A 12238-nucleotide genomic window follows, 5' to 3' on the forward strand; every position below is an offset into this window, starting at 1 on the left:
ATGGTGGAAGGATCAGAAGGGGGTGGGTATGGCCCGTTGGCCGACAATGGTCAACCCATAGCCTTCGAGGCCCACCACCGTCTTTTTGGTATTGCTCAGCAGCACCATATTCTTCACGCCCAGATCATTCAGGATCTGGGCACCGATGCCATAGTCGCGCAGCTCCCCGTTCAGTTCGCCATTGCCATTATCAATGGCGCGCAGCCGGTCGGCCAGGGAGAAGGGCTGAGCATCGCGCATCAGAACGATGACACCGCGCCCTTCCTCGCCGATCGCCTTCATGGCTGCTTCCAGGCTTCCCACCGGCCCATGCCGGCTGTCGGCCAGGAGATCTTTGACGATGTTCAGGGAATGCATGCGCACGGGCACCGGCACAGCGTCATGGATATCGCCCTTGACCAGCGCGATATGCTCCGCCCCGCTGATGCGGTTGCGATAGACGATCATTTCAAAGCGGCCGCCGAAATGGCTATCCAGCACGGTGCGGTAGGAGCGTTCGATGATGGTTTCCGTGCGGCGGCGATAGGCGATCAGGTCGGCAATCGTGCCGATTTTCAGCCCATGCAACTGCGCGAACTTCACCAGGTCCGGCATGCGGGCCATGGTGCCGTCATCATTCATGATCTCGCAGATCACGCCCGCCGCCGGCAGGCCGGCCAGACGGGAGAAGTCCACCGACGCCTCAGTATGGCCCGCACGGACCAGCGTGCCGCCATCGCGCGCCAGTAGCGGGAAAACATGGCCGGGCGTGACGATATCGCGGCTATCGACATTCGGGTCGATGGCGACCTGGATGGTCCGGGCACGATCGGCAGCACTGATGCCGGTTGTGACGCCCGTCCGCGCCTCGATCGACACCGTGAAGGCCGTCTGATGGCGGGTGCCGTTCTGCTGTGCCATCAGGGGCAGACGCAGACGTTCATTCATCGGGCTGTCAATGGCCAGACAGATCAGGCCGCGGCCGAAACGGGCCATGAAATTAATGGCTTCCGGCGTGGCGGCAGAGGCGGGGATGACCAGATCGCCCTCATTCTCCCGGTCTTCATCATCGACCAGGATGAACATGCGGCCCTGGCGGGCCTCCTCGATCAGCTCCTCGGTGCTGGACAGCACGGGACGGTCGTCCTCGGTCAGACGGGTTTCGATGGCCGACATGTCGTTAAGCGTCCTTCCCCACCAGCCGCGCGACATAACGCGCCAGCATGTCCACTTCCAGATTGATGCGTGCCCCCGGCCCGATCAGGCCGAAGGTCGTCTGTTCTGCGGTGTGCGGGATGATGTTGACGCCAAAAACATCATCATCAACCTCGTTCACTGTCAACGACACACCGTTCAAGGCCACAGAGCCCTTGGCCGCGATGAACCGCTTCAGGCTCTGCGGCACGCGGAACCGCCAGCGCTGGCTGTCACCATCAGGCGTGACAGACACAACCGTGCCCACCCCGTCGACATGGCCATAGACCAGATGGCCGCCCAGCTCATCGCCCAGCTTCAGCGAGCGTTCCAGGTTCAGCGGCGTGCCGACAATCCAGTCGCCAACCGTCGTCTTGGCGATGGTTTCAGCGGACACATCCACCCGATAGGCATCGGCCAGCTTCTCCACGACGGTCAGGCAGACCCCGTTGGAAGCAATGGACGCGCCCATGGCCACGCTGTTCAGGTCGAACCGCGTTTGGATGGTCAGTCTCAGGTCGCCACGGCGCTCGATCTCCACGACGCGGCCGACATCGGTGATGATTCCAGTAAACATGGGCATAACCTAGGGCTTGACGCGTCAATGCGCGAGGGGGCGATGGATGCGCGGGGCGCATGGCGGGATGGGGGTAATGGGATGCGCGGCGGAACAGGCTACCGTCAATCCACCCACTTCACCGCCAGCTTCTGGAAAATATCCACCAAACCGGGTTCACTGACCAGCGCCACGGCCTCATCAGGGGTGAACCATCGCCGTTCCCGCTGTCCCTGTTCCGGCCAGTCGGTAAACTCTGTCATCACCTCAAGTGCATGGACTGTTACGTCGCAGGTGACGGTCGACCCATCATCCATGCGCTTTTCATACGTATATTCGCCGACAGGCCTTTTCTTGATCTTGCCGCGCACGCCCGCTTCCTCGAACGCCTCAATGGCGGCCATGTCCTGCGGCTCAATATTTTTTTTGGCCCAGCCTTTAGGGATGATCCACCGCCGCGTCTCGCGTGATGTGACCAAGAGGATCTGCGGGCCGGTTTCGGTCATGCGGAACGGCAGGGCCGCATGCTGGACAGTATGTTTTCGATCACCCATTGACTAATTCTACACCCCGAACGAACCGCCTGAATAGCTATCCGTTCTTGGTTGCGACGGATAATCACCCAGTATCCTGGCCTAACATGATTTTTTTGTGACAATTACATTACAACGCCATGCTGTTCAATGTTACACAGTTGGTCAGGCAGACGCTACGTGCCGCCGACATCCGATAGGATATGATAAAGACTATCACGATGGGCGTGGAACTGCGGCGTCTGGTCCTGGTCGCCCTGGAGATCGTCTTCGACGGGTTGACGTCCCTGTTCTGACCCGGTCACCATGGCCCTGTTCTGCAAACAGGAACTGGTCATGCTGCGATTTGTTTATCTTCTCGCCTGTCTGCTGCTGTCGGTTCCCACACGGGCCGCCGATCCACCGCCCGTCTTGACGTACAAGGACATGTTGGCCAGGCCGGCAGTGACAGGTGGACTTCGACTGACCTATGGCAGCGATGCGCAACAGTTCGGCGATCTCTGGCTGCCGTCCAGCCCCGGCCCGCACCCGGTCCTGATCCTGATCCATGGCGGTTGCTGGCTTGGGGATGTGCCCGCCTTCGATCTGATGAACCCTATGGCCAAGGCACTCAGCACCGCAGGGGTGGCCGTCTGGAACATCGAATATCGCCGCTTGGGTCAAGACGGCGGGGGTTATCCCGGCACCTTCCAGGATACAGCCGCAGCCATCGACCATCTACGCAGACTAGCAGGACAGCATCGACTGGATTTGTCGCGGGTGGCCGTCGCCGGCCATTCCGCCGGTGGTCATCTGGCTGTCTGGGCCGCAGGACGCGCACGGCTGCCGGCGGACAGCCCGTTGAAAACGCCCAACCCGCTGCCCCTGCGCGGTGTTGTCTCCCTGGCCGGCATTGTTGATCTGCGGGATTATCGGGAACGGGGCCCTTCCGCCTGCGGCGGGCCCGCTACGGTGGACCGGCTGATCGACGCCGCCCGTCGCGGGGATGCTGCCTACGCCGATACCTCACCGGGCGAAGCCCCGGTTACCGACTTGGCCCTGACCCTTATTTCCGGCACACGCGACATCATCGTCCCCCCCACCTTCGCGCAGCATTATGCAGCAAAGGCTGGTGGCCCCGATCTGCGGGAGCTGGAGATTGATGACGCCGGACATTTTGAGCTGATCGACCCGCAATCAGCGGCCTGGCCGGTGATCCAGGCCGAGATCCGCGACCGACTGCGACGATGATACCCAATCACGGGATAATGAACCGCGGGGTGGCGGTGCTGGCGATGGAGGCCCAGGGAACGGTCCCGATCCTTGCGGCCGGGTATAGGGGTCAGAATCTCAGCGTTGCTGCCACCCGCCATGTCCGGCCGCTCAGGGGTTCATACTCACCATCCCCTTCGACATCCCACCCATCGGCGTTGAACAGGTTCTGCACCTGGGCGCGCAGGGCCATGGCCTGCTCCCCCAGCATGATCTCCCGCCGTACACCCAGATCGACCAGGGTAAAGGCGGGGGCATCGGCCAGATTGTCCCCGCGCGCCGTTGTCCGCGCCCGATGGTCAACTGTCATGTCGACCGACAGCCCGTTCAGGAAGTCGGGGGCGTAATCGACACTGCCTTGCCATTGCAGCGCGGTCTGCCCCACGGGCCGCCGCCCAATCAGCCCAGTGCGCACCTCCGGCCCCGACACGACCGGATCCAGTAGCACCGCGCCCAGCACGACCGACAGGCCCGGCACCGGTTCCCCGGACAGAGAGGCCTCCACGCCGCGATGCCGGACCTGGCCCAGGAAACCATAAAGGCCGTCCGCGTCCACCCCATCATAGGGACGGCGCACATCAAAGGCGGAACTGGTTAAGGTCAAGGGCCCCAGCCTCAGGCGCAGCCCCAATTCGCGTTGTGTCGTCTGCACGGCGGGCAATACGCTGTTCCGATTGATCGCGGTGATCGGAGCAGATCCGCTTTCTTCCAGCCCGCGTGAGTAGCTGGCATAGGTGACAATCCCCTGATCGAACCGCCAGGCCACCACCGCATTATAAAGCCATGGCGCCGAGGTGCCCCGCGCACGTCCCCCGGCACCCGGCCGCGTGGTTTTGGTATAGTCGGCCTTCTGCACACCGGCACCAATATCCAACCGCCCGTCCCAGGACAAGTTATAGGCCAACCCCAGTGTATATTGCTGGACCCGGTCACGATCCTGCGGCCGGTCAAAGGCAACAGCAGGCCGTCGGACAACGGGCGGCTGGTCAAGCGGCCAGCGGCCATAGGCGATGTCCACATCACCGCCCTTGCGGCTTTTTTTGGTGAGGCCACGCCCGGCGAGGCTTAGAGTATGACCCGCCTGCCCCGACAGCCATTGATAGGCGACCGATGCCTCGCCCGACAGGGCAGCGTAGCGGGTTGCGGGCAACAGGACATGCAGCATTTCGCCCTCCCGCGTCTGGTTTACCGACAACAAGGCAAAAGCGTCATAAGGCAGGCGCTGCACCGACCGGAACAAGCCGGCGCGTGCCACCAGACCGTCGGCCAGACCGGCATCCAGAATGACCCCCTGATTTTCAACCGCATAGGCCCAGTCACCCCAGGCCAGGCTATGGTCCACGTTGCGGTCGATCCGCGGTGGCAGGTAGGGGCCTTCTGGAAGGTAGCTGGGCACAACTTCGCTGTCGCGCATCTGGTCCCAATCGGCAAAGGCCGTCAGGCTCACATCGTCGCTGATCTGCCAGCGCGGTACAAAACCCGCCGACCATGCCCGCTGATCCCCACCAAAATCACCATTCTGGTCAGGATAGGCCGCCAGCCCAGCGGCCAGACTGAAGCGGCCGTCGGCGCTGACATAACCGGTGTCCAGGTGCAGATAGGGCGAAAGGTGCGGGTCGATGCCCAGCACCAGTTCCGCTCCCGTTTCACTCGGGCGACGTAAGGACAGGTCGGCAATACCCGATGGTGCGGGAAACAGCAGGCCGACCGTGTTCAGGCCGACACGAATGCTCGTTGCCTCCACCACCCGGTCTGACAACATTCCCTGTTGCGAAATGTACAGCCCTTCCACACGGACATTACCGGCACTGTCGGGGCTGAACCCACGCACATTGCCGGCATCATACAGGCCGATGGACTCCGTCCCCACCCGCAAGCCGAACGCATCGGTCGCGTTGCGGACGACATTGTCATCGCTGCCATCCTGCGCCCAGGCCGTTGCTGCCCCTATCAGCAGGGCCGCTGCCGAGATTGCCAGCGACCGGGCGGAAAACGTCACACCAACCATGGGATCACTGCCTATTTTTGGTTAACCCTTTTTTTTAAGCGAGGTGCATATAGCACAGGCCCAATACATCCGTCATCGGATATATTTAGCCGGCGCGCTGTTCAAGCGGGGACCTTTTTCAATCACCCTATGCGATTGAACAGTTTCGCAAAACCGCATCCTTGGGTTAGCTGTGGAAAGTGCGCGCGCGACAGGAGAAGGCGAAGTGACCGCGGACCGCCCTGTGGTAAGTCGGCTGACGGCCGGTTATGTAATTGCCTTGACGCTGATCGCGTTCCTATCTGGCGGGGCCCACCTGCTGCTGGATCATGTCATTGCCGAACAGCACGACGCTGCCACCATCATCAATGTCGCGGGTCGTCAACGCATGTTGTCGCAGCGTATTGCGCTGCTGAGCACTGATCTGCGCCAAGGCGATGAGAGCGCTCGCCAACCCTTGCTGGATGCCATCGGCCTGATGCGCCAATCACAAGACGCGCTGGTGCATGGTAAGGGTCTGGGCATCACCAACCCGTTACCGCCAGAGGCGCGATCACATTATTTCGATGGTCGTACCGGCCTGGACCTTGCGGTCCGTACCTTTCTGGGTGAGGCGGAACGCTTTGCCATCAACCGCGATGAACTGGCCTATCAGCGCGTCCACAGCGCGGCGCGCAGCACCCTTCTGCCCACCCTCGATCATGCGGTCGGTATTTTTGAAGCCAAGGCCAATGGCCGCACGCACTGGCTGCAACAAGCACAGCAGGTGGTGATGGCCATTCTGCTGACCACAGTTCTGGCGACGATGGTATTGATTTTCCGCCCCCTGGTGACCCGGTTGCGGCGTTATGTCGGGCGCTTGTTCGATCTGGCCCGCAGCGACAGCCTGACCGGTCTGCCCAATCGCCGTTTCCTGGTGGATGCCGGAGAGGCCGCGATCATCCAGGCCCGGCGCGACGGCGCCGATCTGTCCTGCCTGATGGTGGATCTGGACCATTTCACGGCAATCAATGACCGGTACGGGCGTGCCACCGGCGATGCCATCCTGATCCGTTTCGCCGACATCGTACAGACAACGCTGCGCCAGGGCGATCTGATCGGTCGCACGGGGGGTGAAGAATTCACCATCCTGCTGCCGGGCGCGGGAGAGGCCGGGGCTTTGCTGGTCGCTGAGAAGCTGCGCAGCCTGCTGGAGTCCGACCGCAGCGACGGGCTTCCGGCCTTTACCACCAGCATCGGTGTCAGCAGCCTGTCGGGCGACGACCGGGGCCTGACCGACCTGCTGTCGCGGGCCGATGCTGCCCTTTATGTTGCCAAGGGGCTGGGCCGAAACCGCGTGCGTTTTGAAGCCGCGCGCCCGTCCAGCCTGTATGGCGCCGTCCACATGGCGTGAACGACGCCTTTGGTCCCCCGCACCATGGGCTTCAATCCAGTCCGGTCAGCGCCTCCCGGATTGTTTCCACGATCTGATCGATCTGTGCCGTTTCCACGATCAGCGGCGGTGACAGGGCAATAATGTCGCCCGTGGTGCGGATCAGTACACCCTTTTCGAAACATTTCAGGAAGGTACTGAAGGCACGCTTTGTTGGCTGCCCAGGCAGGGGGTCCAGTTCAATGGCGCCGATCAGGCCCAGATTGCGGATATCGACCACATGCCGCGCATCCTTCAGTGAATGCACCGCTGCCGCCCAATAGGCATTCAGATCGGCTGCCCGCGTCAGCAGCCCTTCATCCTTATAGAGTTTCAAGGTGGCAAGACCGGCCGCCGCTGCCAGCGGGTGGCCGGAATAAGTGTAGCCGTGAAACAGCTCGATCATATGCTCCGCCCCGGTCATGAAGGCGTCATAGATCTTCTTTTGGAAAAACACCGCCCCCATGGGAACCGTGGCATTGGTCAGGCCCTTGGCCGCCGTGATGATATCAGGGACGACACCGAAATAATCGGTGGCAAAGGGCGTGCCCAAGCGGCCGAACCCCGTGATCACCTCATCAAAAATCAGCAGCAGCCCGTGCTTGTCACAGATGGCGCGCAGACGTTCCAAATATCCTTTGGGCGGAACCAGCACACCGGTTGAACAGGCCACCGGTTCCACGATGACGGCGGCGATGGTGCTGGCATCATGCAGCGCCACAATGCGCTCCAACTCATCCGCCAGATGCGCGCCCCATTCCGGCTGGCCTATGGAAAAGGCCTGCCGTGACCGGTCATGCGTATGCGGCAGATGGTCAACGCCAGGCAACATGGCGCCGAACGCCTTGCGGTTGGTGACGATACCGCCAACGGAAATGCCGCCGAACCCGACACCATGATATCCCCTTTCGCGCCCGATAAAACGGGTGCGTTGTCCTTCACCGCGCGCGCGGTGATAGGCCAGCGCCACCTTCAGGGCCGTATCCACCGATTCCGACCCGGAATTGGTGAAGAATACATGGTCCAGACCAGCGGGCAGCAACGCCGTCAGTTGCGAGGCAAAGTCGAACGCGCCTGGATGGCCCATCTGAAAAGCCGGGGCATAGTCCATCTCCGCCGCCTGCGCCTGGATCGCTTTCACAATCTCCGGCCGGCAATGGCCAGCATTCACGCACCACAGGCCTGCCGTGCCATCGAGCACGCGGCGCCCATCATCGGTGCGGTAATACATGCCGCTGGCAGAGACCAGCATACGCGGCGCCTGCTTGAACTGCCTGTTCGCGGTGAAGGGCATCCAGAAAGCGTCGAGATTGTTGGTGGACGGGTGCGCTGATCCGGTCACGACACACGGGCTCCATCTTGTTCACGATGGGCGCAAGGATGACATAGAACTGTTGGGCGGTGTGCAGGAAGTTCGCGGGTGGCGGCTGTCACAAGAAATGAACCGCTAGGAAATGGTGCTCGCTACCGGACTCGAACCGGTACGCCCCGAAGGACAACAGATTTTAAGTCTGTGGCGTCTACCATTCCGCCAAGCGAGCCCGCGACAATGAACCGGAAGCTAGCCGAAGGCAGCCCAGGATTGCAAGGCCCGAGGTTGTCCGCCACATTGCCATCACATGCCGTTCAGAAAGGCCCAGCCAGGAGGCTAGGGCAACAAGAGGTGATACACCATGCTGATCCGCGACGCGGTCGACAGCGACGCTGCCGCCATCGCCGCCATCTATAATGACGCCGTGGTCAACACAACTGCCATCTGGAATGAGGTGACGGTGACGGCGGACAACCGTGCCGCCTGGATGGCGGATCGGCGGCGGATGGGGTATCCAGTGCTGGTGGCCGTCGACGACAGGGAGCAGAGCGTGATCGGTTACGCCTCATTTGGTGACTGGCGCGCCTTTGATGGCTATCGCCAGACGGTTGAACATTCCGTCTATGTCCGGCATGACCGGCGCGGTGGCGGCATCGGCCGGGCATTGCTGCTGGCCCTGGTCGACAGGGCACGTGGGATCGGCAAACATGTGATGGTCGCTGCAATCGAAGCGGGGAACAGGAGCTCCATTGCTTTGCATGAAAAGTTGGGCTTCCAGCGCACAGGCCTGATGCCGCAGGTCGGCATGAAGTTCGGGCGCTGGTTGGATCTGGCCTTTCTGCAACTGATCCTGGACGACCGCCCCACTCCGGGGGCGTGAACGCAGATGGCAAGCCACAGAACGGGCACGGGGGGGGGCCTTGCAGGCCTGTCCCTCCCACCCCACATGCGGAAGATGACAGAAAACCAGATCCTGGCCCTCATTTCCTCCGTCTTGGTGCTGATCCTGCTGTTACGCGGGTCGCGGCTGCCAAACAGGGGGGTGCTGCCACAGATCGCCATCTGGTTGGCGATCTTCGCGTTGCTGGGCCTCAGCTATAAGGTGTTTCAGCCAACCTGATGGCCCGCCAGCCTCACACGGCTGGTGGAACACCCGTCTTGGCCGGGCGGCGGCGATATTTGCGCCACCGCGACAGCAATTCGTCGAACGGCTTCAGCAGGCGATCCTGCAACCCCGGATCGCCTTCCAGCTTGCCAAAGACAAAGGCCCCCGCCTCCAGCGTTGATACGCTTTCCTTGCGCGGTTCCTTGCGGACATTGCCATAAGCGGAGCGGAAGTCGGGATGAATGACGATCCGGCGCAACTTCAGCATCCAGGCATTGCGCCACCACAGGGTCTTGGCTTGGGCCCAGGTCCCGTCGATCAGGACAATGCCTTCCAGATCGGACAGAATCAGATCGCTATCGGGGGCCACATCCTTGCGCCCAAACACGGCGATGCCGCCGCGCGGCACCTTGGCCACTTCTTCTTTGGCGCCCATGAACAGTACGCCCCAGCGCTTGGCCTCTACCTGCCGACCCAGCGCCTTTGACAAGGATGGCCAGGACAGGCCGATCTTCACAACACTGTTTTCAATCTGGCCAGCCAGCAGCCGGGCGGTGCCCAGTTCCACATCCTGTTCCTGCGGGTGCATCAGGATCAGCAATTGCAGGCGCGTGCGTTCGGGTACCAGATCGGCGCACAGGCACAGTTCCTGGGGCTTGCCACAGCGGGTGCAGGGCGGCGGCGGGGCGGGCGGCGGCGGAAGGATCAGATCGTCTTCATGCATGGTGAGAGGGACCATAGCGCATCACGCGCCCGCATGGCAGGGGGTGGGCACGCAATGCGGCCATGGCAAGGCGTACGACCGCGGACCCCATCCATGCTTGCCACAGGCCCCAGACATTGGGATGGCGGATTTGCCGCGCAGGCCGGGCATCGTGTAAGGTGGCGGCCTGATAGTGGTTCCCGTTCTCGAAAGTACCGTTCACGATGACCCAGGCCGAAACCGCCGACGAATACGAAGACACGCGCTCGATCAAGCTGCACAAGCCCGACGATTTTGACGGCATGCGCCGGGCGGGCCGTCTGGCTGCCGCCACGCTGGATTACATCGCACCTTTCGTGGTTCCTGGCGCAGTGACAGAAGAACTGGACGACAAGATCCTGGCCTTTGTGGAGGCCAATGGCGGTAAATCAGCAACCGTGGGTTACAAGGGCTACACCAAAGCCTCCTGCATCTCCATTAATCATGTGGTCTGCCACGGCATTCCAGGACCAAAACGACTGGTGAACGGCGATATCGCCAATATTGACGTGACGGTGATCGTGGATGGCTGGTTCGGTGATACCAGCCGCATGTATATGGTAGGCGATGTGCCACTGAAGGCCCGCCGGTTGGTCGACGTAACCTATGAAGCGATGATGCGCGGTATTTCAGTGGTGAAGCCGGGCGCAACGCTGGGCGATATCGGCCATGCCATCCAATCCTATGCCGAGAGTTTCCGCTATTCTGTGGTGCGTGATTTCTGTGGCCATGGTCTTGGCCGCGTCTTCCATGATGCACCCTCGGTGCTGCATTATGGTCAGAAGGGCCGGGGGGCCGTTCTGGAAGAAGGCATGTTCTTCACCATCGAACCGATGATCAATGCCGGCGGCTATGCGGTGAAGGTCCTGTCCGATGGCTGGACTGCGGTAACGCGGGACAAAAGCCTGTCGGCACAGTTTGAACATTCAATCGGCGTCACCAAGGATGGGTTTGAGATTTTCACCCTCTCCCCCGCCGGGCACACCAAGCCGCCTTACGCGTAAATCCCGTTCCGCTTCCCGTCTGGCATCCATCGCAACCCACTGCTACACTTGTAGGCTGGTGGGGTGCGATGGTCATACACATCATGAGTGTGGCGGGATGGCAGTGAAACGCGCAGGCAAGGCCCGACTGGACGACACAGGCGGACGGGCACTGGTGCCCGATGATGATCTGTTGGGCGCCCTGCTGGCCGGCAAACCTCCCCCGACCCGCCTGCAATCAGCCGCCGAGGCCGCGCCGGAAGAAACAGAAAAGCCGCACTTTCATGGCCATCGCGACCGGCTGCGCCAACGCTTTTTGACCGCCGGTCCCGATGCCCTGGCGGATTATGAATTACTGGAACTGCTGCTGTTTCAGGCTATCCCCCGCAAGGATATCAAGCCGCTGGCCAAGGAACTGATGGCCGTCTTCGGATCACTGTGGGCAGTGACGCAAGCGCCGGCAGACAGCCTGCGCAACCGTTTCAACTTTTCCGATGCAACCATTGCCCATATCCGTGTCGTCGGGGCCATCAGTCTGCGCATGGCGCGGCAGCAGGTGATGGGCCAGCCGATCCTGTCCTCCTGGCAGAGACTTTTGGATTACTGCGCCGGGGCCATGGCGCATGAACCGGTGGAACAGTTCAGGCTGCTGTTCCTGGACCGCAAGAACACTCTGATCGCCGACGAGGTACAGCAGCGCGGCACCGTGGACCACACGCCGGTCTACCCACGCGAAGTGGTTCGGCGCGCGCTGGAGTTGGGGGCCAGCGCCGTGATCCTGGTGCATAACCATCCAAGCGGCGACCCCACCCCCAGTCGCGCTGATGTCGAGATGACCAAACAGATCGTATCCGCCGCCACGGCCCTGGGCGTGGTCATTCATGACCATGTCATCATCGGCAAAGGTGGCAATTATGTCAGCTTCAAGAGCGCCGGCCTAATGTAAGGGCGGGCCGCCAGAGGAGGGCGGAGAACGCCGGAACCGCTGACCTGAAGCTGACTTCCCCGCCGCAGCAAAATATTAGGTTGTAGCGCAGCAGCGGGATCCTTGCACAAAGCAATGATTGTTGAATTATGCAACATGCATTTTTCCAATTTGCATTATGCAACATGTCGGCGTGTGGGTAATCCTACCTGATAGGCCCAGAAACCCTCAACTTCCACGCTTCGCCATCACTTGGCACG

General features: G+C 61.5%; 12 protein-coding genes and 1 tRNA gene. 6 read left to right on the forward strand and 7 right to left on the reverse strand.

Annotation, left to right across the window (positions count from 1 at the left end; translation table 11 throughout):
- Positions 1-12: 12 nt before the first annotated feature.
- The 3 genes from ribB to CHU95_RS07900 all read right to left on the reverse strand — a co-directional run bounded on the left by ribB (position 13) and on the right by CHU95_RS07900 (position 2283).
- Positions 13-1155, reverse strand: a complete 1143-nt coding sequence (ribB, locus tag CHU95_RS07890; protein WP_094455441.1) for a 3,4-dihydroxy-2-butanone-4-phosphate synthase — start codon at positions 1153-1155, stop codon at positions 13-15.
- A 4-nt stretch (positions 1156-1159) separates the two neighbouring features.
- Positions 1160-1750, reverse strand: coding sequence for a riboflavin synthase (locus tag CHU95_RS07895; protein WP_094455490.1), 591 nt, complete (start codon positions 1748-1750; stop codon positions 1160-1162).
- Positions 1751-1854: 104 nt separating this feature from the next.
- Positions 1855-2283, reverse strand: a complete 429-nt coding sequence (locus CHU95_RS07900) for an NUDIX hydrolase (protein WP_094455443.1) — start codon at positions 2281-2283, stop codon at positions 1855-1857.
- A 315-nt stretch (positions 2284-2598) separates the two neighbouring features.
- On the opposite strand from CHU95_RS07900, the gene CHU95_RS07905 reads away from it, so the two are divergent.
- Entirely contained in the window at positions 2599-3492 is an 894-nt protein-coding gene (locus tag CHU95_RS07905; protein WP_165772083.1) for an alpha/beta hydrolase, read from the forward strand.
- Between the two features lie 91 nt (positions 3493-3583).
- Here CHU95_RS07905 and CHU95_RS07910 read toward each other — a convergent pair whose 3' ends face one another.
- Positions 3584-5521: a TonB-dependent receptor domain-containing protein gene (locus tag CHU95_RS07910; RefSeq protein ID WP_094455447.1), complete on the reverse strand. Its 1938-nt coding sequence runs from the start codon at positions 5519-5521 to the stop codon at positions 3584-3586.
- A gap of 205 nt (positions 5522-5726) precedes the next feature.
- On the opposite strand from CHU95_RS07910, the gene CHU95_RS07915 reads away from it, so the two are divergent.
- On the forward strand, positions 5727-6893 hold the full coding sequence (locus CHU95_RS07915; protein WP_133065475.1) for a diguanylate cyclase: 1167 nt from the start codon (positions 5727-5729) through the stop codon (positions 6891-6893).
- 31 nt (positions 6894-6924) lie between these two features.
- Here CHU95_RS07915 and aptA read toward each other — a convergent pair whose 3' ends face one another.
- Both aptA and CHU95_RS07925 read right to left on the reverse strand, forming a co-directional pair.
- A complete protein-coding gene (gene aptA, locus CHU95_RS07920) occupies positions 6925-8253 on the reverse strand; it encodes an omega-aminotransferase AptA (protein ID WP_483869925.1) in 1329 nt (442 codons plus the stop codon).
- A gap of 113 nt (positions 8254-8366) precedes the next feature.
- Positions 8367-8452: transfer RNA gene (locus CHU95_RS07925), tRNA-Leu, on the reverse strand.
- 132 nt (positions 8453-8584) lie between these two features.
- Between CHU95_RS07925 and CHU95_RS07930 the strand changes: the two genes are divergently transcribed.
- Together CHU95_RS07930 and CHU95_RS22395 are read left to right on the forward strand one after the other, a co-directional pair.
- Positions 8585-9103, forward strand: coding sequence for a GNAT family N-acetyltransferase (locus CHU95_RS07930; RefSeq protein ID WP_094455451.1), 519 nt, complete (start codon positions 8585-8587; stop codon positions 9101-9103).
- 75 nt (positions 9104-9178) lie between these two features.
- Complete coding sequence (locus CHU95_RS22395) at positions 9179-9343, forward strand: hypothetical protein (RefSeq protein WP_165772084.1); 165 nt, start codon at positions 9179-9181, stop codon at positions 9341-9343.
- A gap of 13 nt (positions 9344-9356) precedes the next feature.
- Here CHU95_RS22395 and CHU95_RS07935 read toward each other — a convergent pair whose 3' ends face one another.
- Positions 9357-10052, reverse strand: coding sequence for a tRNA-uridine aminocarboxypropyltransferase (locus tag CHU95_RS07935; protein ID WP_094455453.1), 696 nt, complete (start codon positions 10050-10052; stop codon positions 9357-9359).
- A 203-nt stretch (positions 10053-10255) separates the two neighbouring features.
- On the opposite strand from CHU95_RS07935, the gene map reads away from it, so the two are divergent.
- The gene (gene map / locus CHU95_RS07940) at positions 10256-11074 is read left to right on the forward strand and encodes a type I methionyl aminopeptidase (RefSeq protein ID WP_094455455.1); all 819 of its coding nucleotides are present in this window, start codon (positions 10256-10258) and stop codon (positions 11072-11074) included.
- A 97-nt stretch (positions 11075-11171) separates the two neighbouring features.
- Entirely contained in the window at positions 11172-11999 is an 828-nt protein-coding gene (radC, locus tag CHU95_RS07945) for a RadC family protein (RefSeq protein ID WP_094455457.1), read from the forward strand.
- Positions 12000-12238: the final 239 nt, after the last annotated feature.

This window comes from Niveispirillum lacus, assembly GCF_002251795.1.
GTDB lineage: Bacteria > Pseudomonadota > Alphaproteobacteria > Azospirillales > Azospirillaceae > Niveispirillum > Niveispirillum lacus.

What these genes read in the sequence shown, in the direction of transcription:
- ribB (WP_094455441.1), bottom strand. Translation starts at nt 1,155, where the DNA reads ATGTCGGCCATCGAAACCCGTCTGACCGAGGACGACCGTCCCGTGCTG.
- CHU95_RS07895 (WP_094455490.1), bottom strand. Translation starts at nt 1,750, where the DNA reads ATGTTTACTGGAATCATCACCGATGTCGGCCGCGTCGTGGAGATCGAG.
- CHU95_RS07900 (WP_094455443.1), bottom strand. Translation starts at nt 2,283, where the DNA reads ATGGGTGATCGAAAACATACTGTCCAGCATGCGGCCCTGCCGTTCCGC.
- CHU95_RS07905 (WP_165772083.1), top strand. Translation starts at nt 2,599, where the DNA reads ATGCTGCGATTTGTTTATCTTCTCGCCTGTCTGCTGCTGTCGGTTCCC.
- CHU95_RS07910 (WP_094455447.1), bottom strand. Translation starts at nt 5,521, where the DNA reads ATGGTTGGTGTGACGTTTTCCGCCCGGTCGCTGGCAATCTCGGCAGCG.
- CHU95_RS07930 (WP_094455451.1), top strand. Translation starts at nt 8,585, where the DNA reads ATGCTGATCCGCGACGCGGTCGACAGCGACGCTGCCGCCATCGCCGCC.
- CHU95_RS22395 (WP_165772084.1), top strand. Translation starts at nt 9,179, where the DNA reads ATGACAGAAAACCAGATCCTGGCCCTCATTTCCTCCGTCTTGGTGCTG.
- CHU95_RS07935 (WP_094455453.1), bottom strand. Translation starts at nt 10,052, where the DNA reads ATGCATGAAGACGATCTGATCCTTCCGCCGCCGCCCGCCCCGCCGCCG.
- map (WP_094455455.1), top strand. Translation starts at nt 10,256, where the DNA reads ATGACCCAGGCCGAAACCGCCGACGAATACGAAGACACGCGCTCGATC.
- radC (WP_094455457.1), top strand. Translation starts at nt 11,172, where the DNA reads ATGGCAGTGAAACGCGCAGGCAAGGCCCGACTGGACGACACAGGCGGA.